This is a genomic window from Corallococcus terminator (assembly GCF_049194865.1).
Taxonomy (GTDB): domain Bacteria; phylum Myxococcota; class Myxococcia; order Myxococcales; family Myxococcaceae; genus Myxococcus; species Myxococcus terminator_A.
In genome coordinates this window covers 45,550-67,328 of record NZ_JBLZWL010000010.1, presented here as the reverse complement: position 1 = coordinate 67,328, position 21,779 = coordinate 45,550, and the positions used below count along the sequence as shown (strand labels likewise).

Annotated in this window: 20 protein-coding genes; 12 read left to right on the top strand and 8 right to left on the bottom strand. The window is 68.0% G+C overall.

From position 1 onward, the window contains the following. Positions 1 to 34 precede the first annotated feature (34 nt). From ACN469_RS07020 to ACN469_RS06990, 7 genes are all read right to left on the bottom strand, one after another. The gene (locus ACN469_RS07020; RefSeq protein ID WP_498765405.1) at positions 35 to 1,360 is read right to left on the bottom strand and encodes a TIGR02270 family protein; all 1,326 of its coding nucleotides are present in this window, start codon (positions 1,358 to 1,360) and stop codon (positions 35 to 37) included. 6 nt (positions 1,361 to 1,366) lie between these two features. Beyond that, a complete protein-coding gene (locus tag ACN469_RS07015; protein WP_498765403.1) occupies positions 1,367 to 1,885 on the bottom strand; it encodes a DUF6484 domain-containing protein in 519 nt (172 codons plus the stop codon). 112 nt (positions 1,886 to 1,997) lie between these two features. Then, complete coding sequence (locus ACN469_RS07010; RefSeq protein ID WP_498765401.1) at positions 1,998 to 3,089, bottom strand: hypothetical protein; 1,092 nt, start codon at positions 3,087 to 3,089, stop codon at positions 1,998 to 2,000. A 43-nt stretch (positions 3,090 to 3,132) separates the two neighbouring features. Continuing rightward, the gene (locus ACN469_RS07005; protein WP_498765399.1) at positions 3,133 to 3,909 is read right to left on the bottom strand and encodes a hypothetical protein; all 777 of its coding nucleotides are present in this window, start codon (positions 3,907 to 3,909) and stop codon (positions 3,133 to 3,135) included. A 5-nt stretch (positions 3,910 to 3,914) separates the two neighbouring features. Further along, positions 3,915 to 4,511, bottom strand: a complete 597-nt coding sequence (locus ACN469_RS07000) for an imm11 family protein (RefSeq protein WP_498765397.1) — start codon at positions 4,509 to 4,511, stop codon at positions 3,915 to 3,917. Positions 4,512 to 4,543: 32 nt separating this feature from the next. After that, positions 4,544 to 5,572, bottom strand: a complete 1,029-nt coding sequence (locus ACN469_RS06995; RefSeq protein ID WP_498765395.1) for an AHH domain-containing protein — start codon at positions 5,570 to 5,572, stop codon at positions 4,544 to 4,546. A gap of 50 nt (positions 5,573 to 5,622) precedes the next feature. Next, the gene (locus ACN469_RS06990; RefSeq protein WP_498765393.1) at positions 5,623 to 6,093 is read right to left on the bottom strand and encodes a DUF4150 domain-containing protein; all 471 of its coding nucleotides are present in this window, start codon (positions 6,091 to 6,093) and stop codon (positions 5,623 to 5,625) included. 77 nt (positions 6,094 to 6,170) lie between these two features. On the opposite strand from ACN469_RS06990, the gene ACN469_RS06985 reads away from it, so the two are divergent. From ACN469_RS06985 to ACN469_RS06970, 4 genes are all read left to right on the top strand, one after another. Beyond that, positions 6,171 to 7,496: a thioredoxin family protein gene (locus tag ACN469_RS06985; protein ID WP_498765391.1), complete on the top strand. Its 1,326-nt coding sequence runs from the start codon at positions 6,171 to 6,173 to the stop codon at positions 7,494 to 7,496. Positions 7,497 to 7,636: 140 nt separating this feature from the next. Beyond that, a complete protein-coding gene (locus ACN469_RS06980; protein ID WP_498765389.1) occupies positions 7,637 to 10,246 on the top strand; it encodes an MXAN_6230/SCO0854 family RING domain-containing protein in 2,610 nt (869 codons plus the stop codon). 154 nt (positions 10,247 to 10,400) lie between these two features. Further along, on the top strand, positions 10,401 to 11,747 hold the full coding sequence (locus ACN469_RS06975; RefSeq protein ID WP_498765387.1) for a PQQ-dependent sugar dehydrogenase: 1,347 nt from the start codon (positions 10,401 to 10,403) through the stop codon (positions 11,745 to 11,747). Positions 11,748 to 11,965: 218 nt separating this feature from the next. Further along, positions 11,966 to 13,504 carry an FG-GAP-like repeat-containing protein gene (locus ACN469_RS06970; protein WP_498765385.1) on the top strand — a complete coding sequence of 513 codons (1,539 nt, stop codon included), beginning with the start codon at positions 11,966 to 11,968 and terminating at the stop codon, positions 13,502 to 13,504. A 124-nt stretch (positions 13,505 to 13,628) separates the two neighbouring features. Here the strand turns inward: ACN469_RS06970 and ACN469_RS06965 are convergent, their stop codons facing one another. Beyond that, positions 13,629 to 15,155, bottom strand: a complete 1,527-nt coding sequence (locus ACN469_RS06965; RefSeq protein WP_498765383.1) for a hypothetical protein — start codon at positions 15,153 to 15,155, stop codon at positions 13,629 to 13,631. 277 nt (positions 15,156 to 15,432) lie between these two features. On the opposite strand from ACN469_RS06965, the gene ACN469_RS06960 reads away from it, so the two are divergent. The 8 genes from ACN469_RS06960 to ACN469_RS06925 all read left to right on the top strand — a co-directional run bounded on the left by ACN469_RS06960 (position 15,433) and on the right by ACN469_RS06925 (position 21,748). Next, on the top strand, positions 15,433 to 16,356 hold the full coding sequence (locus tag ACN469_RS06960; RefSeq protein ID WP_498765381.1) for a DUF6310 domain-containing protein: 924 nt from the start codon (positions 15,433 to 15,435) through the stop codon (positions 16,354 to 16,356). Further along, positions 16,353 to 17,108: a DUF5953 family protein gene (locus ACN469_RS06955; RefSeq protein WP_498765379.1), complete on the top strand. Its 756-nt coding sequence runs from the start codon at positions 16,353 to 16,355 to the stop codon at positions 17,106 to 17,108. The genes ACN469_RS06960 and ACN469_RS06955 overlap by 4 nt, the downstream gene beginning before the upstream one ends. Before the next feature lie 98 nt (positions 17,109 to 17,206). Continuing rightward, positions 17,207 to 18,005, top strand: a protein-coding gene (locus ACN469_RS06950; RefSeq protein WP_498765451.1) for an IS5 family transposase whose coding sequence is annotated in 2 segments (ribosomal slippage) — positions 17,207 to 17,530 and positions 17,532 to 18,005 — 798 coding nt in all. Because the reading frame shifts where the segments join, the coding sequence is not laid out codon by codon here. A 42-nt stretch (positions 18,006 to 18,047) separates the two neighbouring features. Continuing rightward, positions 18,048 to 18,641 carry a DUF6310 domain-containing protein gene (locus ACN469_RS06945; RefSeq protein WP_498765377.1) on the top strand — a complete coding sequence of 198 codons (594 nt, stop codon included), beginning with the start codon at positions 18,048 to 18,050 and terminating at the stop codon, positions 18,639 to 18,641. Continuing rightward, positions 18,638 to 19,393, top strand: coding sequence for a DUF5953 family protein (locus ACN469_RS06940; protein WP_498765375.1), 756 nt, complete (start codon positions 18,638 to 18,640; stop codon positions 19,391 to 19,393). The genes ACN469_RS06945 and ACN469_RS06940 overlap by 4 nt, the downstream gene beginning before the upstream one ends. 160 nt (positions 19,394 to 19,553) lie before the next feature. Further along, positions 19,554 to 20,480, top strand: coding sequence for a DUF6310 domain-containing protein (locus tag ACN469_RS06935; RefSeq protein ID WP_498765373.1), 927 nt, complete (start codon positions 19,554 to 19,556; stop codon positions 20,478 to 20,480). A gap of 1 nt (position 20,481) precedes the next feature. After that, positions 20,482 to 21,234, top strand: coding sequence for a DUF5953 family protein (locus ACN469_RS06930; protein WP_498765371.1), 753 nt, complete (start codon positions 20,482 to 20,484; stop codon positions 21,232 to 21,234). Between the two features lie 73 nt (positions 21,235 to 21,307). Then, complete coding sequence (locus ACN469_RS06925; protein WP_498765369.1) at positions 21,308 to 21,748, top strand: hypothetical protein; 441 nt, start codon at positions 21,308 to 21,310, stop codon at positions 21,746 to 21,748. Positions 21,749 to 21,779: the final 31 nt, after the last annotated feature.

Genomic DNA, 21,779 nt, shown 5'->3' with positions numbered 1-21,779 from the left:
TTGGCCGCTGGAGACAGGTGCATGTGCCCCCGCTTCAGCCTCGGAGGCCCTCGGCGAAGGGCCGGCTGATGGAAGACGCCGGCACCGAGCGCGCCTCCTTCGAAGCTGCGACCTGCCGCGAGACGAAGCCCCGCGTGGGGATCTGGATGGCACCGCGGCTGCGCAGTGACAGCTCCAGGGCCAGCGCATGGCGGCGCCGCATGGGGGCGCTCACGAGCGCTTCGAGCAGGGCCTGCGGAGTGAAGGGCTGCCCCCCGAGGTAGCGCTGCTTCACGTCCATGCGCTGGCGCGCCTCCTTCCACCAGGTTGTGACTGTGTCGTGCTGGGGCAGCGGCAGCGAGTCCTCGGGCTTCGCCGACAGGTCCGCGTCGAGATCCTCCTCCTCCAGTGGAGGAAGCGCATCGTCCTCTTCCTCTCGCGGGGCCGCGTACTGCTCCGCCAATCGCAGCCCAGTGATGGCGCTGAAGGCCTCGCCCGCGAGCGCCGCCACGGGCTTCTGCCGCATCAACTCCACGCAGGCGTCGGCGGCGGCCACGCGGCCACTGAAGCCGAGCGCCCACAGCACGTCCCGCTGGAGCTTCGCGTTGGGGAGCAGTTCCAGCAGCCGCTTCACGTCGCGCTCGTCCCCGCTCATCCCCAAGATCAGCAGGGGCAGCCTGCCGCCTGGCGCGCGCGACTCGGCAACGGCCTGGCACGCGGCCCAGGCGCTGCGGTGGCCTCCCATCAGCCCCACGACAATGGCGGCGTCACGCAGCGCGGGCTCCGCCGAGTCCAGCGCGCGCTGGAGCACGGCCGACTCCAGCGGCAGCCGGGCGCGACTGACGGCGCGAAGAGCGGCGGCGGCCACCTGGGGCTCCGGATGCGTGAGGAACGGAGTGCACAGCGGAGCCGTGGCCAGCCCGTGCGAGCCCTGCAGGTCGAGCACCAGGGCGAACAGCTCCGGCAGGCCATCCGCCTTCTTCAGGAGTGACGACAGGTCCGCGGAAATGGCGGCCGAGGAGGACAGCTCGAAGGCGCGCCGGAGCGCGCCGAGGGCGGGAGGCTCGGCCGCGGGAAGCGCGGCGAGCATCGCGGCGGGGCCGAACGTCTCCTTGGCGCCGAGCAGCGCGAGGGCCGCCGCGACGACGCGCTCGGGCTCGTCCGCCAGCGCGGGCACCAGCAGGCGCTTCGCGACGGGCTCACCGCCCAGCACCAGCGCATCCACGTGCGCGGCGACCGGCTCCTCGAGCTCCGCCACTTCCTCCAGCGTGTAGTCAGGCGCGTCGAGCGCGTTTTCCCACTGCGTCCACCGGAACGCGCCTTCGTTGAGGTGCTCCTCGTAGATGTCCCAGCGCAGCGAGCGTCCGAAGTGCTCGGCCATGGCGGGCTAGTTGATCTCCACGGAGCCACCCTTGATGCGGTGGGTGCCGGTGGCGCGGGATTCCAGGTAGGTGCCCTTCACGATGACCTTGCCGTTGCGGCGCAGGGTGATACTGGCCTCGCCGCACTTGAGGACGATTTCGTCCTGGCCCTCGATGACCACGCGCTTGCCGTCCACGTGGGCCTCGGTGGGAGCCCGTGCTTCTTCGGGGGGCGCGTTCAGTAGGGAGTCGAGCAGAGGCGTCGGGCTGGGCTCCTGGATGAGGCCCATGACGAAGGGCAGGCGCGGGTCGCCGTTCTCGAAGAGGAGGACGACCTTCCGGCGCTGGGCGACGGCCTCCGCGAGCCCCTTGTCGTCCAGTACCAGGGCCAGCCGCGCTGGAACGGGGCCGGCGGTGTTGCCCGGAAAGTCGACGAGCGGCATGCCGGAGGCATCCATCCCGGTGAGGTGACCCGCTCGGCTGCCCAGGATGGGCTCTTGGGGTTGGCCCTGGCTGGGGATCTTGCTGTCGGGAAGCGCGCTCATGCGCTGAGGATACCCTCCCAGGCCCCCCTAGGGCGATGCCGCGCAGCCCTTCCATGCCCGCGCCCCGCGGCTTCTCCAGCAGGTCGGTGCGGATGACAGACGGGGCGGTGCGTCAGCGGCCAGGCTCTCGGGGCCCCTTCGCCTGGGTGAGGAGGGCCGAGGCCACTTCACCGGTGTCCGAACTGGACCAGACGAGGATCTCGTCTCCGCGCGCATAGCCTCGGACCAGTGAGCGCACGGCAGCCACGATGGAGACGGCGCCACTCGCCGCTCCCGTGTCTCCAAGTGAAATCGCGGGACAGTGGATGCTCACGGGAAGCTCATGAGCAGGAGACAACCTGACCAGTGCGCTTCCCCATTCAAAGGCCCTTGCCTCTTCTCCATTCAGGTCCGAGTAGACCTCGGAGACGCGCGGGTGCCCTTTCAGCGTCCGGGTGATGACGTCCGCCACGCCGGCCCCCGAGCCTCGCTGCCGTTGCGCGCGGCACTGCTCTTCCTTGCCGAGCGCGAGACCCTCGAGGTGTGCCTCGATGCGCGCCTGTCTGCGCCGGGCCTCCTGCTCATGCTCCACGAGCACCGCCGCGCCCGCCTGGCCCGGCATCAGCCCCGCGACCTTCTCGCCCACCTTGAGCCGGCCCTGCTGGGCAAGCCATGCCAGCTCATCCTCTCCCACGAGGCTGTCCACTCCGACGACGACGGCTCGCGAGCAGCGTCCCGCCTCGATGTCCTTGCTCGCGGCATGCAGGGCCGCGAGGACCGAGGCATGCCCCTGCGTCACCAGGCGTGCGCTCCCCGGAGGGATGGGCAGCCCTGCTTCGTCCAGGACGGAGGGGATGAGGCGCTCGGCGAAGAGCTTCTCGAGGATGAATCCCAGCTCCTCGTTCCGGGGAGGAGAGAGGCAGAGGTAGAGCGTGGTGGCGCGCCAGAAGGCGGAGTCACCGACATTCAGGTCCGCGTACCGCACCAGGTCCTGGAGCGCCTGGGCGGCCAGCCGCGTGTAGAGACCGAGCCCTTCGTAGCCGTCGGCGATGCCCTTCAGCGGATGTCCCATGACCCGGGTGGTGCCTTCTTCTTCATCCTCGGAGAACACCTCGAAGGAAAGAGGGGCCGGACGCGCGAGCCCGCACCGGAGGGCCGCGCAGGCCGTGACGACGTCCTCCCCGAGGGTGCTGAGGATTCCCAGCCCGGTGATGGCGAGTCTCACGGGAGGTGTCCGAACAGGCGCTGGAAGGCGCGGTGGTAACCGGTCATCGCGCGTCTCCACGGGCGGAAGGTTTCGCGGCGCTCCGGAGCAGTGTGGAGGGAACGAATGGGTACTGATGCGCCGTCTTCATTTGCCGGAGTCGTGCGGCCCGCACGAGCGCGGCGCCCTCGATGAACACGTGCGCCTCGGTCCGGTCGAAATAGGGGTCCACCGGACCTGAATCGCGGGCCTTCTCGATGCCCTCCCGCCACTCCTGTGTCACCTCGGTGAGGGCGGCCTCGAAGTCGACCTCATGCGCGCGCAGCAGGGCGTCCAGGGCCTTCAGCCGTGGGGTGCCCAGCTCCGCCAGGAGCCGCGCCAGACGCTGGGTGTCTTCGCTCCGGGCGGTCGCTCCAGGCAGGAGCGCTGGCAGCAGCTTGAGGTAGAGGAAGTCCTCCTCGTTCTCCATGTCAGCCATCCACTCCGCGGGCAGGGCCTCATCGATTTCCCGGGCGAGCGCCGGCTCGTCTGCGCAGAGCGCATCCAGAAGGAACTCTCCCCGGCCGCGGGCAAGGTAGTACCGGGTCTTCGGGGGTGCCTCGGAGATGGGGACGTGGGCGCCCAGGAACACCAGGAACATCCGCGCACCCTCGGAGATCCGCGCACGACAGGCGCCCACGTCATGGCTCGACAGCAGGGCACCACAGCCGAGGCGACGATAAAGGCGGCACGTCTCCAGGGTGAGCTCGGGCTCGGGCCCCTCCTCCGCCAGGCGTCCCAGGTTGCCCAGGAGCCGTGACTCCATGCTGTCGAGGAGGAGTTCGAGCTTCTTGAGGCCCATATGCGCTACTCCAGCAGCTCGCCGAGGGCGATGCCGCGCAGCCCTTCCATGCCCGCGCCTCGCAGCTTCTCCAGCAGGTCGGTGCGGATGAGGTTGACGTCGGGGTCCTCTGCCAGGCGGAACAGCTTCACGTCCTCGGGAACCTTCTCCGGGAGGATCTGCAGTCGGGAGATTCCCGCGAAACCCTCCGTCGGATCATCGGACATGGGCGTGTAGTCGGACTTGTCGAAGTCGAAGCACGCCACCTTGAGCAGCGGATTGACGAAACCGTACTTCTCGGGCCTCACGCGCCCCTTGCGGTCCTTGAGGACGAAGGGGAGGTACTCGACCTGTGCATCCGTGACGCCCTCGGCCTTCATGAGGTCCCAGGCCCGCTGGGAGGCGAGGATGACCCGACTTTGCGTGTAGATGAAGTCCGTGAAGCGATTGCCAGACTTGGTGGAAAGCAGGATTTCCGTCGTGGGGGGGAACTGGGCCGTCAACGGCACGCCCCGCCGCGCCATGATGGGCAGGGGCAGGGCCTTGCTCACGGGGTCGGTCGCGGCGATTTCCGGACCGGGAAAGTACGGAACGACGACGTAGGTGAAGCGACTGGGGGGCATGAAAGGCTCGTCCAGTGGGTGGATGGCTTCGCTCAGGAGAGGAAGACCTTGTTTGTCTTTATCTGGGAGAAAAGGTGCTTTGAGAGCGCATTCAGGCGCGTGAGCAATTGGGCGCCGGCCTTCTTCTCGACCTCGTGCGGCTCTCCGGCCTCCTGGAGGTCCGCTTCCATCTGTTCGGCGATTTTCATGAGGCGGCTCTCGATCATGTCGGAATAGAGCTTGTGCCCCGACGCGCCCCAGGGACAGTGCGCGGGCAGGTTGATGATGTTCGCGATGACCGTGTTCTCGGACAGCAGAACGACGTTGTCCGGATTGTGCATGTTCCACTTTGATTCTGTGAGCGTGGAGAGCCGGCGCTCGAATGGGACGCTCTTCGCCCCTCGCAGGAGCGCGGACGTGAGCGACCCGCGCGGGATGATGTGGTGGTATTCGTGGTCATACGGGTACCACGCGCCCAGCTTCAGGTCATGCCGCTCGGGCGCGAAGTTCACGGGGGTGGTGATGCCCTTCTTCTTCGACTGCAGGTTGCCGCTGAGGCCGAGGTACTCCCGGTTGGCGAGCGACTTGTCGAGCTTGTGCCCCGGGGTCCACGCATCCTTGTTCAGGGCGAGCCTGTGCAGGGGCCGCCCGTAGCCCAAGATGTGCTTCCGGAGGAGGAGGCTCCCCTGGGTCTCAAGTTGCAGCATCCGGCCCTTGGCCACGAAGTAACGGAAGTAGTCGCGGCCCTGGAGCTTGGCGCCACTCGACATGCTCGCCTGCTGCTGGGCGAGGTCCTCCCGGGCCTTTTCGACCTGCTGCTTGTACTCACCGCTCGCGTCCTCGGAGAGCTTCCTCTTGTCGCGATTTGCCTCGTCGACCTTTGCCTGGTCCGGCTTGTACATGCCGAGCCGGGCGCCCTTGGACTCCTTGAAGCCGTTGTTCTGGTAGTGGCAGGGATGGGACTCCCAGCTGTTTCCCTTGCCGTAATCATGATGGGACCAGATGCACCCGGTCGACTTGGGGTCTTTCTTGTGCTCGGCCAGCCGGGCCTTTGATGACTTGTAGTGCTTCGCCTTGGCCATGGGAGCGCTCCAGGGACAGCCTGCAGGTGAGGAGTTGGCTTCGCGAGGGGCTACTCGTCGAAGTGCTCCTCGCAGGTGGTGCAGATGGGCTTTTCCGTGCTGCCGCCCATTTCCATGACGGGCCCCTGCATGACGGGGAAGGGGGGCGTGTTCTTGTCGTTGTGGAGCATCAGGTCGAACGCGCGCGCCACGTTCTTGCCCTCGAACTTCACGTCGAAGGAGAAGTTGACGAACTCGGCCTTGCCCTTGGTCTTGCTGGAGGCCACGCCGCCGCCGGCCGTCCCTGCCTCGTCGCCGGTGCTTGTCTTGAAGTTGGAGTCCTTCACGCACACCGGGTTGCCGGCCACGGTCACCTTCTTGGTGCCTTTGTCGGTGTCGGAGGACTGGGCGATGTTGGGGTATGGAATGGGCACTGGCCCCGCGGGGCTGGGCGTCTTGCACACGTCCGGGAAGGCCGAGGTGACGCCGCCGCTGTCCTTGGTCACCACGGACATCTTGTTCACACCGGTATTGACGGGCATGGGGCTACCTCCGGGAAGAAGGAAGCTTACCTCGCCAAGCCCCCCTGTCGCGAGCGGCGGCCGTAGAGTCGCTTCCCATGAAGTGGCTCCTCCCTGTCTGCCTCCTGGTCCTCGTGGGCTGTGCCACCACGAAAGCACGTCCCTCCGAGCACGCGGCGTTCATCCGGAACGACTACGCGGCGGCGCTCGCCCAGGCCCGCGCCGAGCGCAAGCCGCTCTTCATCGACTTCGGCGCGGTGTGGTGTCCGCCATGTCGGACCATGGAGGCCCAGGTCTTCGCCGCGCCCGGCTTCATCGCGAAGGCGCAGGACTATGTCCTGCTCGCGGTGGACGTGGATGACCCCATCAATGAGCCGCTCCTCGAGCGCTTCCCGGTGGACAACCTGCCCACGCTGCTGGTGCTCGACTCCGAGACGGAGACGCCCGCGCTGCGCTGGATGGGAGGCGCGGGATTGGAGGACGTCCTGGCGCTGCTCGACGATGCCCGGCGCGCGCTGAGCGCCCAGGTGTCGGGGCCGGAGCTGCTGCTGCTCGAGGGCGACCGCGCCCATTCCCGGAGGGAGCACGAGCTGGCGGCGCGGAAGTATCAGGAGGCGGTGGAGCAGGGCCCCAGGGAGTGGAGCCGTCGCACCCGGGCGGTGGAGGCCGCGCTCAATGCGCTGTGGAACGCCGAGGCCTTCCAGGCCTGCGCGGAGTACGCGGTGAGGACAGTCCCAATCCTCGACGAGGCGGGGCGAGCGGGCGCGGCGAGCACCGGCTACTCGTGCGCGAGCTACGCCAACGAGCCCAAGCCCTGGGCCGCGCCGGCCATGAAGGCGCTGGAGGTCCACGTCGAGAAGGCCTTCGAGCAGGCCCAGAAGCACGGCACGAAGAGCCAGACCTGGCTCTACGACTCCATGGCGGACCTGCTCCTGGCGCGGGGCGACAAGGAGGGCGCCCGGAAGCTCTCCGCGCAGTACTACGCGAAGGTGCTCGCGTACCGCGCCGGGGAGACCACTGCGCGGGGCAGGGCGGCATGGGACTCGCAGCTCTACAGCGCCGCGGAGTCGAGCGGGCACCTGGCGGACACCCTGGAGCTCTTCGTACAGACAGAACGCGAACTCCCAGACGACTTCTCCGCCAGCACGCGGGTGGCCGCGAACCTCCGGGAGCTCGGCCGCCATGACGAGGCCCTCGCCGCGACGGACCGCGCGCTGAAGCGGGCCCAGGGCGGCCGACGGTTGGCGGTGTGGCTGAGTCGCGCGCGGACGTTGGAGCGGGCGGGCCGCGTGGACGAGGCGCGCAAGGACCTGGAGACGGCGCTCGCGGAGGCGGAGCGGCTGCCCAGGATGCAGCGGGAGTTCTCCCAGTACGCGGTGGACGCGGTGCGCGCCGCGCTGTCCGCCCTCCCGGGCTCGAAGTGAGCGAAGCCTCCTCCTTGGCGGCACTCCTGGGGCCCTGGTAGGGTTCCCCGCGGGGCGGCTTTGGGTGTGCTTCCTTCTCACTCCTACGAGGTAGCTCATCCGCTCTCCGCCCCGCTTTTCCCCTCTCACAGGGAGTCATCATGGGCGCCCCTTCGCTCGAGCTGACGAGCGATTCCGCCGCGCTGTTGCTCTGGACCACGGGGCTTGTCTTTCCTCCCTCGGGCCTGTCTCCCAGCGGTAATCGGAAGGAGCGCGAGGAGGCCCTGGTCGCCCTGGAGGCGGACCTCGTGGGCGTGGGCTATGTGCTCGCGGGCAACCTCCGGGAGGCGCTGCTCGCGCTCCCCACCGAGGCCCTGGCCGCGTCCGGTCACTTCCTCTACGAGAACTGCGCGGCGACCGTGGGGCAGGACCGCCCCTTCGTCCCGCTGTTCCGCGGCTTCCCCCAGAGCGTCCCGCGCGACACGCACGAGTTGTTCGTGCAGCGAATGCTGGGGTGGCTGTTCCAGGGCATCGACCAGCCGTGCATCCACTGCGGCGCACAGGGCACGGTGCGCGCGCTGTCGCCGTGCGCCCATCTGGTCTGCCAGAACTGCTTCGACGGGCAGGACTACAGCGCCTGTCCCATCTGCCATGGCCGACTGTCGCCCACGGATCCCTTCCTGCAGCCCAGGCGACTCAACGGTGTCTCCCAGGGCCCCTATGTCCTGCGCGGGTACCGACTGACGCGGTTGTCGTTGGGCACGGACCCCGAGGCCACGGCGAGCGGGCTGCTGCGGCGACTGGTGTCCCGGTCCACCGTGCTCAACCCGCGCGACCTGGAGATCTTGAAGCGGCTCGTGTCCTCCTTCGGCACGCGCGTGCTGGGCTGGCTGCCGCCGCGCATCCCGGTGAAGGAGACCCTGGCGCTCGTCGTGGGGCTCCTGCTCCGGGACTCTCGGACGGTGGGAGACGTGCTGGCCGGCGCCGCCGCCCACGTGAAGACCGCCACGGACGTGCTCCGCGTGCTGGTGGCGTGGGCGGGTGGCAACCCCGACCTCTCCGTCAAGGTTCCCCTGAAGAGTCCTCCGCGCCCGGTGCGACGGGCCGTCCTCCGGATGATGGAGGGCTTCTCCCTGCTCAACCTCACCGAGGACATCGGCCGGAACCCGGGCCTGTGGAAGGCCTTCGGCGGGCTGCTGCACGTCTTCGAGGACTGGCAGCGCCACCCCCAGGTCGCGCTCGCGTTCTGCGTCCTGCGCGGGACGGTGCTCTCCCCGGGGACGCCGTTCGGCGCGACGTTGCTGGGAGTCGCCCGCGAACATCCGGAGTCCTTCCAGTCGCGGGAAGTCGACGGTGGCGTCCTCGTGGAGTTCCGCTCGTGGACCTCACGGGTCGAAGCGGCGTTGCGCGCGAAGGAGCTTCCGGGCGCGCTGCGGCTCCTGCGGCAGCGGCCTGGTGAGCTCTTGCGCAGGTTGGACCATGTGAGCCGGCTCGCGGTGGCGCGCTCGGGCTCCGCGCCGCTCGAGCCGGAGCTGCTCGCGACGCTCCAGGCCGTGCTGCCCCGGGCCTCGCCCGCGTTGCTGCTCGCCGCCTCGGCGCACCTGCGAAAGCGGCACCAGCCGTTCGCCCGACGCATCTTCTTCCCGAAGGGCGAGGCCACCCATGCCTGGGGCATGGAGGACCGTCGCCCGTTGCTTTCAGGGGATGTGATTGGCCAGCTCGTGGCGCCGCTGGAGCGGGAGCTGCTCCGCCGGGCGGAGGCCCTGCCGTCCTTCCCGCAGGCGGTGCTCGACGAGGCGCTCTCCGATTTGCTGGTGCCCATGGCGGAGAAGACCGCGTCGCGGGCGCTGGTGGCGGTGCCGCGCGGGAGCCTGCTGCCGCTGCCGGAGGGGAAGAGTCTGCGCTTCTTCGTCCACTGGACGGAGCCCGAGGGCACGCGGGTGGACCTGGACTTGTCGGTGGCGCTCTACGACAAGGACTGGTGGCTGGTGGACCTGTGTGACTACACGAACCTGCGGCTGGAGGATGACGCCGCGGTGCATTCGGGCGATGTCACCTCGGGCGCCGCGCCGCTGGGGGGCGCCGAGTTCCTGGACATCCACGCCGAGCGACTGCTCGCCCGGGGCGTGCGCTATGCCATCCCCGTGGTCTTCTCCTTCAACAGCGTCTCGTTCGACCGGATGGACGACGCGTTCGCCGGCTTCATGGTCCGGGACGGGGAGGGGGGCGCGCACTTCGATGCCCGCACGGTGGAGCAGCGCTTCGACCTGCAGGGGAGCGCGCAGATTTCGGTGCCGCTCGTCATCGACCTCGTCGAGAAGCAGCTTCGCTGGGTGGACGTGAAGGTCCCTCCCGAGGATGGCTTCCAGAGCGTGCGTCGCTCTCGGGGAGACCTCGCGCACCTGGGCAAGGACACCCTGGCCTATTTCGGCACCGGTGCCCGGCCCACGCTGTGGGACCTGGCGTGTCTGCATGCCGCCGCGCGCAGCCGCACGGTGTACGTCCGGCGCCGCGATGGCACCGTGTCCGTCCTGAAGCGGGCCGAGGGCGAGGACACCGCTGCCTTCCTGCGCAGGCTGCGCGGCATCGAGGCGGACACCACCGCGAGGAGCTTCAAGCCCGGCACCCCGCCCACGTTCTTCGCGGGGCTGACGGATGTGCCCGCGCTCGCCGCTGGAAGCGAGGGTTATGCCCTGCGCTTCCTGCACACCTCCGCCGAGGAGGTCACCCGTCTGGCCGCGGGCGACCTGGTGGCCGCGTTGAAGGTGTAGGGCAGGGGCCGCGAAGCGGCGTAACTTTCCACCGTCGCATGCCCGGCGCCGCACGGTCGCGGGCTGAATCGCGGCCTTCACACCACGACACTTGCGCGCCAGGAGGCAGGGCAGCACTTTCTCCACCCCCTCATCCCCCCCAGGAGAGAGTCGCATGCGAATCCTGTCGATGCCCCTCATCGTCGCCGCCCTTCTCGTCGGCTGCAGCGATGACCCCGATCCCACTCCAACGCCCCCAGACTCAGGCGTCCCTCAGCAGGATGCGGGTGTCCCGCCCGAAGACGCGGGTGTCCCACCGGAAGACGCGGGTGTCCCACCGGAAGACGCGGGTGTCCCGCCGGAAGACGCGGGCGTCCTGCCGAGCGGCCCCCCGGTTCCGCAGGGTCCGCCCAACGTGCCCGAGTTCTCTCCGGCCTTCCCCGGGCAGACACGCGCCCCGGCCATCCAGTCGCAGACGGCCATCCAGGTCACTGAGATTGCTTCCGGCTTCAGGAACCCCTGGGCCATCGCCTTCCTGCCCGACCAGCGCATGCTCGTGACGGAGAAGACCACCGGCTCGCTCTACATCGTCACTCCGCAGGGCGCGAAGTCCCCCGCCGTCACGGGGCTGCCCGCCGTGGATGCCCGTGGCCAGGGAGGATTGCTCGACGTGGAGGTCGGTCCCGACTACGCGCAGAGCCAGCTCATCTACTGGACCTATGCCGAGCCACGCCAGGGCGGCAACGGGCTGGCGGTGGCGCGCGCGAAGCTCGTGGATGGCGCGCAGCCTCGCGTGGACAACGTGCAGGTCATCTTCCGCATGATGCCCACCCTCGAGTCGACGCTGCACTCAGGGGGACGGCTGGTGTTCACCCCCGACGGCAAGCTGTTCGTCACGCTCGGGGAGCGCTCCATCCTCGCGGGCCGGGTACAGGCGCGGGACGTGAAGAGCCACTTCGGCAAGGTGGTCCGCATCAACCCCGACGGCTCCGTGCCCCAGGACAACCCGTTCGTGAACACCCAGGACGCGAAGCCGGAGATCTGGTCGGTGGGCCACCGCAACATCCTGTCGGCGGCGCTCGACGGCCAGAACCGGCTGTGGACGGTGGAGATGGGACCCAAGGGGGGTGACGAGCTCAACCGGCCCGAGGCGGGCAAGGACTACGGCTGGCCCACCATCGGGTATGGCGAGGAGTACAGCGGCGCGCCCATCCACGACAGCCCCCAGGGCCCGGGCATGGAGCAGCCCGTGTACTACTGGGACCCGGTGATTGCTCCCTCGGGGATGGCCATCTACACGGGGACCCTGTTCCCCGAGTGGCGCAATGACATCTTCGTGGGAGGGCTCGTCAGCCAGGCCCTGGTGCGGCTCATGGTTCGCAATGACCGCGTCGTGGGCGAGGAGCATCTCCTCAAGAACCGCGCCGAGCGCATCCGCGAAGTGGTGCAGGGGCCCGATGGAGCCCTCTACCTGTTGACCGACGCCACCAACGGCAAGCTGCTCAAGGTCACACCGCGCTGAGGTTGCCGCCCACCCCGGCGGGATTCGCGCTCCCCAAGTGACTGACTCCTTGGGGAGCGCGGCCAGGGCAGGGGACCCCAAGTCTAGCGATTGTCCGTCAGGGGCCTCGCACCGGAGGGCATGGCGGCTCGCGCTTCGGGACAGGCGCCGATGTGGGATGCGGGACGCAGGTTGGATCGCGCCATTTCGCGGCGACTCCAACGCTCCAGGACGTGTCCTTGTCATCCCAAAACCCGAAGCGCCTCCGCTCCTCCCGCCACCTCACTCCGGCCCTGCTGTCCTTCGGACTGCTGGGCCTCTCCGCACCCGCGTGGGCCGCGACTCCCGCCACCTTCGCGGCCCCGGTGGAGTCCTCCACGGGCTCGGGCCCCCGGTACGTGGCGGCCACCGACTTCAACAAGGACGGCGTCCCTGACGTCGCCATCGTGAACACCCTCGACCGCACCCTCGCCATCCAGCTCGGGTCCACGACGGGGATGCTTGCCACCCCGACGACGGTGCCCCTGCCGGCCAGCATCACCACGGCGGTCTCCGTCGCCGGCATCTCGGACTTCAACGGGGATGGCGCCCCCGACGTCGCCGTCGCGGGAAGCAACGTCGTCGCCGTGTTCTACGGCGACGGAGCGGGCGGCTTCCTGTCCACGACACCCGGCCTGGCCCAACTCCCGAGCGAGCCAGCGGCCTTTCGTGGACTCGTTGTCGCCAACCTCGTCGAGAACACCGCGACCCCTGAGTTGATCACCTTCTCCCCCACGAACCAGTTTGTCTTCATCGTCACCGCTCCCGGCGTCCAGTTCCCCACCGAGCGGCCGGTGCTCCTGTCTCCCCAGACGCTGGACGTCGCCATGGCGGACGTCACCGGAGACGGCCATGTCGACATCGTCGGCTTGAACGCCGCCGGCGTCATGGCCATCCAGGCCGGCGATGGCACCGGGAGATTCCCCTCGCTCGTGAACTCCACCGCGCCCAACCTGGCCGCCCGGCTCGCGCTGGGGGACGCCACTGGCGACGGGCTCAGGGACCTCATCGTGGCGGGCAACAACTACGTCTCCGCCACACCCAGCACGGGCGACAACACCTACGGCTCGTTCATCCGGTCCAGCACCGCGGTCAACGCCAGGGACCTTGCCCTCGCGGACTTCAACCTGGACGGCACGCTCGATGTGGCCGTGTCTTCCGTCACCGGGCCGGACGTCACCGTGCTCCTCAACCAGGGCGATGGCACCTTCGCCCAGCCCATCGTCCTCTCCACCATCAGCCCGGCCTCCGACATCGACGTCGCGGACTGGAATGGGGACGGCCGGCCGGACATCGTCGTGGCCAAGGAGCAGGCCAACACCGCCGTCGTATTCCTCAACACGACCGGCGCCGCCGCGGACGTCGCGGTGCGGCTCGTGGCCCGGCCCCTCTTCAACCACAAGTGGTCCGTCATCTACGACGTGTACGTGACGAACAACGGCCCCGATCCGCTCGACACTGCCACCATCACCGCGTCGCTGCCTGCCCCGCTGGTTGCCGCGCCCGGCCAGTGCACGCCGGGCGATGGAAGTGTCACTTGCAGCTTCGGCGCTATCGATCCGGGGGACACGCAGAGCCGGTTCTTCACCATCCCCGGGCACCAGTTCGGCAGCGGTCGCTTCTACGTCGTCACGGCCCGCCGGACAGCCAGCTCCCCGATGGACCCCAACGCGGCCAACGACGAGGCCTCGCGAACCTGCATCGCCTTCGGCCCGTTCCTGCCGCCCTACTGCAACTGAGGCAGGGGCGATAGCGGTCCCAGAAATAGAAAGGCCCTCGGAGCTTCCCTGCCGCCGCAAGGTTGCTCCGAGGGCCCCTCTACCGAGCAGATCCCCCGCTCGGGTCACCCACTTCGATTCAAGCTCACAGCATGCTGGCGATGTCCTTCACCGGCTGCGGAGCGGCCTCCGTGTTGGCCAGCGCGCCCGCCGCGCCACCGAGCAGGAGCGAGGCCGGGTTTACTCGGCCCGTCGTGACGGCCCCGAGGACACCCTCCGCGGCGCCCTTCAGCGTGTTGACGTAGCCCTTGGCCGCGCCCTCGAAGACGCCCTTGACGCCACCCTCCGAGTTGCCGATGCCCGTCAGCACGTTGCTCACCGCCGGCAGGAACCACAGGTGCTTGCCCGCCTCACCCGCGGCCCACTGGAAGTTGTCCTTGTTGCTCCCGTCCGCCTTGACGTGCGTGTCCTTCGTCTCCGGGAGCTTCTGCTCGCCCAGGAACGAGTAACCCTGCTCGGCGAAGTCCTTCACCATTCCGGCCTCGGTGCCGTGCCGCGCATCACCGCTCTTCGTGATGCCCTCGATGTTGCCGTCACCCTTGCCGTTCTTCACCTTGCTGTCCCGGTCCCCACCGGTCGACGCCTTCGCGCTGTCGATGAACTCCAGCACCTTGGCCAGGCGGAACACCGCGTCCGGGTTCTGCTTCGCGTCCTTCAGGTCCAGCTTGGGGTCGATGCCCGTCTGCTTGCAGAGCTGGTCGAACTTGATGTCCTTCTGACGGCCCAGGTTCTTCAGCGCGGGCGAGTCGTCGACGATCTGCGCCGCCGAGCGCTTGTCCCCGGCCGGGCGCTTGTCATTGGCGCTCGGGATGCCCGAGGACTCCGGCTCGGCCTGCGGCGCGGCGCGCGGCGTGGCCTCACGGGCCGGCACGAAGTCCCTCAACTGCGGGGGCAGCCCGCGCGGCGCGGGGTTGACGGGCGCCTGGAGCGAGGGCGGCGGAGCGAAGTCCTGGAGCGAGGGCGGCGGAGCGAAGTCCTGGAGCTGCGAGGGCATCGGAGCGAAGTCCTGGAACTGCGAGGGCATCGGAGCGAAGTCCTGGAACTGCGAGGGCAGCCCACGGGGCGCGAAGTCGACGGGGCCCGGCAGCGAGGGCACCTGCAGGCCCTCCAGCATGTTCGGCGTCATCATCGGCGGCGCGGTGGGGAGCCCGAGACCCTGCGGGAGCCCGTCCATCGAGGGCAGGCCCCTCGGCATGGGCGCGTTCATGGGAGAGAACTGCTCCATCGACGGCAGTCCTCCGGCCATCATGGGCGAGAACGCCTGCATCGCGGGCTGTCCTCCGGCCATCATGGGCGAGAACGCCTGCATCGCGGGCAGGGCGGCCCCCGACACATTCGAGAGCGTCTCCATCGCGGGCAGGGCGGCGCCCGACACGTTCGAGAGCGCATCCAGCGCGCGCGTGCCCCGACCGCCGGCCGTGGGGTTCTTGCCCTCGAACCCATCCGTCGGCCGCTGCGACTGCGAGGGCGCATTCGTGGGGTTGCGGAACTTCACGTCCTGCTGCGTGGGACCCGAGGCGGGCGTCTTCTTCGGCGGGGTGACCGAGGCGGAGTCCGGCGTGTTCTTGTTCAGCTTCGGGGAGGAGAGGGACGAGGGCTTGAGCTTGACCATGGGATCACCTGTTTCAGGAAAGCGATGGGGGGACCGCCGCGGCGAGGAGTTCGTCGTCTCGCCCGTGCTCTCCCTCATTGCAGCGCGAATGCCAGCCATTCCGACTTCGCAACCCCTCGATTTCACTGGAACGGAGTGTCCCACTCGGGCCCCCAGCCGATGACTGCAGTCATCAGGGGACTGGCTCCAGTCATCAGCGCGCGGCGCGCCCCCGGGGTATCCGCACATGCGGCTATCCTCCAGAGTCAACGGGTCGAGGCACCCTTGCTGAGAAGACATGTCCCTGCGTTTCCGAACGTGCCGCGCCCTCTTGTTTCTGCTCGTCTTCTCGGCTTGCGCGACGTCGGCACCGAGTTCGAGTGAGCGCGTGCCCCGGAACCCAAGGCTCGCCAACCTCCAGCGCGCGGCGAAGCTGCCGTGGACGGATGGGGGGAGGTGCGTTGTGCGTGAGGCGCCCCAGCCGTGGCCCGAGGTGGCGGAGCGGTGCTTTCATGCGCTCGACCATGACCGGGTCCGGTTCAACGACCCGACGGGAAGGTGCGCGGTCGCCTCGGCGGGCACCGTGGTGCTAACCGGTCTCTGTGTCCTGGCTGCGCCTGAGATTGTCGTGGGCGCAGTCATCGTTGTAGGCGCGGTGGTGGTGGGGGTCGCCATCATGGAGGCGCTGGACGGGTATGAGCTGAGGGGGAGTCGTTCGGACGAGGTCGTGCCCGTGCCCCAGACGAAGACGGCCTCGCAGGACGACGCCTCCGCGAATCGAAAGCCCAAGCTGGAGCCATCAGGACAGGACTGGTTCTCCCCGGTGCCACCGGAGCACGTGGACCGCGAACGCCGCCCGGAGTGCAGGCCTGTCCCGGTGCCGCATGCGGGCGGAGACGATTCGCATAACGAGTGCGCCGACAAATTTCCGCCGAACCGCTACCCCGGCATGGACGTGCGCGTAGGCGGTGTACTCTTCGATGCGCTGCAAGTCGGCGCGCGCGTGCTGTGGGAGATCAAGACCCATCAATTCGACACGTACACTGACTTCGTCCGGAGGCGGGAGATTGAGCAGGAGTTGGATCAAATAGAGAAAGAGCAAGAAGCGGCGGCGGCGTGCGGATACGACTTCATCGTGGGGGTGAGCACCCAAGCGCACAAAGACGCGCTCCTGCGAGCGAATCGATTCCTCAACGTCATCGTTACTGGGTGCCAACGATGAGCCCTCGGAGACACCTCGATCTGACCGTCTATGCGCCAGCGCTCGTGGCCAATGACGGCCGCACACTTGCTGTCGTCCATGGGATGGAGCAGGCACTGCCCGGCTTGTGCCTGACGTATGAAGTGGGCAAAGGAGGCCGCCCCGTCGAGTTACCGCAACGCGACGCCTGGCTTGTTGAGGCAACACGCCGCGGAAAGCTCCCGCTCCTGTGCAATGGCGACGAGCGCTATCCCGTGACGGTTTCGGGAAGGGGGAGATCGGGACGCCTCGGCCCGGGCGGTCAACCGCTGCTCGATGTCCAAGCGGAGTTGCCACTCGACACGTTCGTGATCGCGGCAGCAGGGGAGTTGTTGGAGCGTGTATCGGAGGGCGCTTGCTCGTTCTGGGGGCATGCGACGCCGGACGACGCTGCGTTGGACATCGCGTATCAGACAGCCCCCACGCGGGAAGGGCCACCGTCCCCACGTCGCGGACTGCCTGCCCTCAAGCTCCTCGAACAGATCCGCGCGCCTGAGATCCCCGCTTACCTCGGGTGGCTGAACTACTGGTCGGCTGCCGCCGCGCAGGCCATCGGGTTCCCGGACCCTGCTCGCGATGCCGACCTGCTCACGCGGGCGCGGCGCACGGCGTCGGGCGGGTGGGTCGTGCAGCTCACGGACGCACCGCTGGACCTGAACGACCCCGCGCATCTGGACGCGCTCCTGCGGGCCTATGAGCGCTTCCCGGAGATCGGCGGGCGCGCGTGGTGCTAAGAGCCTATTTCGGTAGGGAAGAAGTCGGCCAGCCTGCTGCGTTCTGACGGCAGGAGGGCAGACGTATGGGGCTGGTGAAGAAGGACGATGGTTGGAGGATGCCGGACGAGCTGTGGGCGAAGCTGGAGCCGTTGCTTCCCCGCCGGCCTACTCATCCGCTGGGATGCCACAACCCGCGAGTGCCCGACAGGCTGGCCATGGACGCCATCCTCCTGGTGCTGCGTACAGGCATGCAGTGGGGCGCCCTTCAGGCCACCGGCCTATGCCACCCCTCTTCCGCCTACCGGCGCTTCCGCGAATGGCTGGCCGCCGGTGTCTTTCGAGAATTCTGGCGGCAGGGGCTGCTGGCCTACGACGGCCTGGCGCGCATCAACTGGAGTTGGTTGGCATTGGATGGGGCGATGGGGAAGGCACCGCTGGGTGGGGGAAAAAACCGGCCCCAACCCCACCGACAGAGCGAAAACAGGAACCAAGAAGAGCCTGCTGACGGACTCGCGGGGCGCCCCCCTCGGCCTCGCGGTCGGTGGCGCCAACACGAACGATTTCAAGCTGGCGCGCACCACGCTCGAATCCATCCCAGTCGCCAGGCCCACGCCCACTGAATCCGCACGTCAGCACCTCTGGGTGGACAGAGGCTATGACTACGACGTGGTGCGCCAGCTGGCGGAAGAGTTCCACTTCACGCTGCACCTGCCTCGACGCGGGCGCGGCGTGCGCACCAGGACAAGCAATTCTCGGAAGAAAGCACGACGGTGGATGGTGGAGCGCGGGCACTCCTGGCTGAACCGCTTCCGTCGGCTGCTGGTGCGGTGGGAGAAGCGCGAGGACACCTACCTGGGAATGCTGCACTTCGCGCTCGGCATCATCACCTGGTTCCACGCGCTCCTACCGAAATAGGTTCTAACCGGTCTCTGCGTCCTGGCAGCGCCCGAGATTGTCGTGGGCGCAGTCATCGTTGTGGGCGCGGTGGTGGTGGGGGGCGCCATCATGGAGGCGCTGGACGGGTATGAGCTGAGGGGGAGTCGTTCGGACGAGGTCGTGCCCGTGCCCCAGGCGAAGACGGCCTCGCAGGACGACGCCTCCGCGAATCGAAAGCCCAAGCTGGAGCCATCAGGACAGGACTGGTTCTCCCCGGTGCCACCGGAGCACGTGGACCGCGAACGCCGCCCGGAGTGCAGGCCTGTCCCGGTGCCGCATGCGGGCGGAGACGATTCGCATAACGAGTGCGCCGACAAATTTCCGCCGAACCGCTACCCCGGCATGGACGTGCGCGTGGGCGGTGTACTCTTCGATGCGCTGCAAGTCGGCGCGCGCGTGCTGTGGGAGATCAAGACCCATCGATTTGACACATACAGCGACTTCATCCGGGACCACGAGATTGAAACGGAGATTGCGCAATTGCGAGATGAGCGCCAGGCGGCACGGGCCTGTGGATATGACTTCGTTATTGGCGTGAGCACCCAGGCACATAAAGAAGCGCTATTTCTTCGTGATTCCTCCTTCAAGATTGTCGTCACGGGATGCGAGCGATGACCGCTCAAAAGCGCTTGATCATGACTGTCTATGCGCCCTCACTTGAGAGGGGAGACAACCGCACGCTGGCCGCGGTCCATGGTCTGGAACGCGCGATGCCCGGCTTGCGCCTTGAGTGGAGAGTTACGGAGAAGCGAAGGCTTGAGGCGTTGCCACATCGTGATGAATGGCTCGCCGAGGCGGCGTCACGCGGGGAATTCCCTTTCGTCTGCAATGGCGATGAGAGATTCCCGGTGACGATTAGCGGGTTGACAACACCCGCGATCCTGGCGCCAGGCGGCCAATCGTTGCTCGATGTTCACGCGAAGTTGCCGCTAGACGCAGCCGTTATCGCGGCAGCGGCGGCAATGCTGGAGGGCGTAGCTGAGGGCGCTCGCGCGTTCTGGGGGCGTGCGACGCCAGACGACGCTGCGCTGGACATCGCGTATCAGACAGCCCCCACGCTGGAAGGGCCGCCGTCCCCACGTCGGGGTCTGCCCCCCCTGAAGCTCTTGGAGCATCTCCGCGCGCCTGAGATCCCCGCTTACCTCGGGTGGCTGAACTACTGGTCGGCTGCCGCCGCGCAGGCCATCGGATTCCCGGACCCTGCTCGCGATGCCGACCTGCTCACGCGGGCGCGGCGCACGGCGTTGGGCGGGTGGGTCGTGCAGCTCACCGACGCGCCGCTTGACCTGAACAACCCCGCGCACCTGGACGCGCTCCTGCGGGCCTACGAGCGCTTTCCGGAGATCGGCGGGCGCGCATCCTCTTGAGGCCTGGCACTGCTCGCGGCCTGTTGGCCGTTCCGTAGTGGTCGGTCGACCCGGTGGAAGCACCCGCCGTGGCGGAAGTCGTGAGCGCGTAGGCCCGTGTCCTGGCGCCGCGTTGATATGCTCCGGATTCGAAGAGTTGAAGCCCCCTTGTCGAGAGGACATGTCCCTGCGTTTCCGAACGTGCCGCGCCCTCCTGTTGCTGCTCGTCTTCTCGGCTTGCGCGACGTCGGCACCGAGCCCAAGTGAGCGCGTGCCCCGGAACCCAAGGCTCGCCAACCTCCAGCGCGCGGCGAAGCTGCCGTGGACGGATGGGGGGAGGTGCGTTGTGCGTGAGGCGTCCCAGCCGTGGCCCGAGGTGGCGGAGCGGTGCTTTCATGCGCTCGACCATGACCGGGTCCGGTTCAACGACCCGACGGGAAGGTGCGCGGTCGCCTCGGCGGGCACCGTGGTGCTAACCGGTCTCTGTGTCCTGGCTGCGCCCGAGATTGTCGTGGGCGCAGTCATCGTAGTGGGCGCGGTGGTGGTGGGCGTCGCCATCATGGAGGCGCTGGACGGGTATGAGCTGAGGGGGAGTCGTTCGGACGAAGTCGTGCCAGGGCCCCAGGCGAAGACGGCCTCGCAGGACGACGCCTCCGCGAATCGAAAGCCCAAGCTGGAGCCATCAGGGCAGGATTTGTTCCCCCCGGTGCCGAACGAGCCACGAGAGCGAGAGCGCCGCCCGGAGTGCAAGCCTCAACGGGTGAATCACCGTGGCGGCAATGACCCACACAACCATTGTGCCGACAAGGTTCCGAACAACAGTTTCCCTGGATGGGATGTGTTCGTGAATGGGAAGAACTTCGACGCGCTGCAATTGGCCACACGTACGCTCTGGGAGGTCAAGACCGACAACTTCGACACGTACAGTGACTTTCTCAAGGGTCGGGTGATCAAAGACCAGGTGGCGAAGATGCGGAGCGAGCGCCTGATTGCGCAGGCCTGCGGATTTGATTTCCGGATTGGTGTGCGCAGCGAATTGCACAGGGAAGCGCTGGGAGAAGAAGCCCCGGACCTCAGGGACCTTATCGTTGTCATGGAGTGGTGCTGAGATGGCAGCCCAGCGAAAAATGACCCTCATCGTCTACGCCCCTGCGCTCGTGGGCGACGACAGCCGCCCTGTGACTGTGGTTCACGGGATGGAGCGTGCATTCCCTGGCCTGCGCCTGGATTGGAGGGTCGCCGAAGACGGGCGCCCTATCGCATTGCCGCAGCGCGACGCGTGGCTCGAAGAGGGGACCAAGGACGGGGGATTCCCTCTCGTGTGTAACGGCGATGAGGGCTACCCCGTGATGATCTTTGGGCTGGAACTACCAGCGGACAGTTCGCCCGGTGGTCAGGCTCAATTCGAGGTCCATGTGCAGGTGCCACCAGACGCTGCGGGAATCGCGGTGGCGGGGGAGATTTTGGAGGCCGTGGCGGAAAGCGCGCGCGCATCGTGGGGGCACGCGACGCCGTCGAGTGCGGGGGGGGATATCGCGCGTCAGACGAAAAATTGGGCGGCGAACTCGCAGCCTCCGCCCCGAGGACTGCCAGCGCTGAAGCTCCCAGAGAGGATCCGCTCGCCCGAGATCCCGCATCGCCTCGGGTGGCTCAACTACTGGTCGGCTGCTGCCGCGCAGGCCATTGGGTTCCCGGACCCGACCCGCGACGCCGAGCTGCTTTCACTGGCGCGGCGCACCGCGTCGGGCGGGTGGGTCGTGCAGCTTACCGATGCGCCGCTGGACCTGGACAACCCCGCCCACCTGGACTCGCTTAAACGTGCCTACGAGCGCTTTCCGGAGATCGGCGGGCGCGCAGCCTGAGTCCATCACATCCTCGTCCAGTGCTCTCCAGCCGTTGACGGGTTCAGAGCCCACAACGAATGGAGCGCATCACATGACGCAGTGGAAGCGAGTCCTCACGGGAGCAGTCGTCGCGAGTGGCCTGGGTGTCTTCAACGGAGGCACCGCGTTCGCGCAGGAGCCGAGTGACAAGGCTCCCGAGGACACATCGCCCCAGGAGATGGCGACGACCCACATCCTGACGTGCAACGCCGCGTCGAGCATCGGGCTGTCGAATGATCCTCGCACCTACAGGGTCGACCCGAAGGCGGGGGTGGGGCGGTACATCCTCAAGTTCACGACCCACAGTGGCACCGTCGCCGGCAGGCGCCCCGGGGTCCAGGGTGATGGAGCCTTCGGCGGCGCGAACTTCACCTTCGCTCCCAACATGAACGAGACCACCGTCTACGTCTCTCCTGGCACGGGCCGGATGTGGAAGCGCAACGTGGCCGGTGAGGGCAGCTTCACCATCTGGCTGCGGCTGCTCTGTCAGTAACCCGTCCTGCCCGCATGAGTGGCTGCCGCGT

Bases quoted from the DNA above. Each gene is read 5' to 3' on its own strand.
- ACN469_RS06930 (WP_498765371.1), top strand. From the start codon at position 20,482: ATGGCAGCCCAGCGAAAAATGACCCTCATCGTCTACGCCCCTGCGCTC.
- ACN469_RS06955 (WP_498765379.1), top strand. From the start codon at position 16,353: ATGAGCCCTCGGAGACACCTCGATCTGACCGTCTATGCGCCAGCGCTC.
- ACN469_RS06935 (WP_498765373.1), top strand. From the start codon at position 19,554: ATGTCCCTGCGTTTCCGAACGTGCCGCGCCCTCCTGTTGCTGCTCGTC.
- ACN469_RS06975 (WP_498765387.1), top strand. From the start codon at position 10,401: ATGCGAATCCTGTCGATGCCCCTCATCGTCGCCGCCCTTCTCGTCGGC.
- ACN469_RS07015 (WP_498765403.1), bottom strand. From the start codon at position 1,885: ATGAGCGCGCTTCCCGACAGCAAGATCCCCAGCCAGGGCCAACCCCAA.
- ACN469_RS07005 (WP_498765399.1), bottom strand. From the start codon at position 3,909: ATGGGCCTCAAGAAGCTCGAACTCCTCCTCGACAGCATGGAGTCACGG.
- ACN469_RS06980 (WP_498765389.1), top strand. From the start codon at position 7,637: ATGGGCGCCCCTTCGCTCGAGCTGACGAGCGATTCCGCCGCGCTGTTG.
- ACN469_RS07000 (WP_498765397.1), bottom strand. From the start codon at position 4,511: ATGCCCCCCAGTCGCTTCACCTACGTCGTCGTTCCGTACTTTCCCGGT.
- ACN469_RS06990 (WP_498765393.1), bottom strand. From the start codon at position 6,093: ATGCCCGTCAATACCGGTGTGAACAAGATGTCCGTGGTGACCAAGGAC.
- ACN469_RS06985 (WP_498765391.1), top strand. From the start codon at position 6,171: ATGAAGTGGCTCCTCCCTGTCTGCCTCCTGGTCCTCGTGGGCTGTGCC.
- ACN469_RS06925 (WP_498765369.1), top strand. From the start codon at position 21,308: ATGACGCAGTGGAAGCGAGTCCTCACGGGAGCAGTCGTCGCGAGTGGC.
- ACN469_RS06940 (WP_498765375.1), top strand. From the start codon at position 18,638: ATGACCGCTCAAAAGCGCTTGATCATGACTGTCTATGCGCCCTCACTT.
- ACN469_RS06960 (WP_498765381.1), top strand. From the start codon at position 15,433: ATGTCCCTGCGTTTCCGAACGTGCCGCGCCCTCTTGTTTCTGCTCGTC.
- ACN469_RS06965 (WP_498765383.1), bottom strand. From the start codon at position 15,155: ATGGTCAAGCTCAAGCCCTCGTCCCTCTCCTCCCCGAAGCTGAACAAG.
- ACN469_RS06995 (WP_498765395.1), bottom strand. From the start codon at position 5,572: ATGGCCAAGGCGAAGCACTACAAGTCATCAAAGGCCCGGCTGGCCGAG.
- ACN469_RS07020 (WP_498765405.1), bottom strand. From the start codon at position 1,360: ATGGCCGAGCACTTCGGACGCTCGCTGCGCTGGGACATCTACGAGGAG.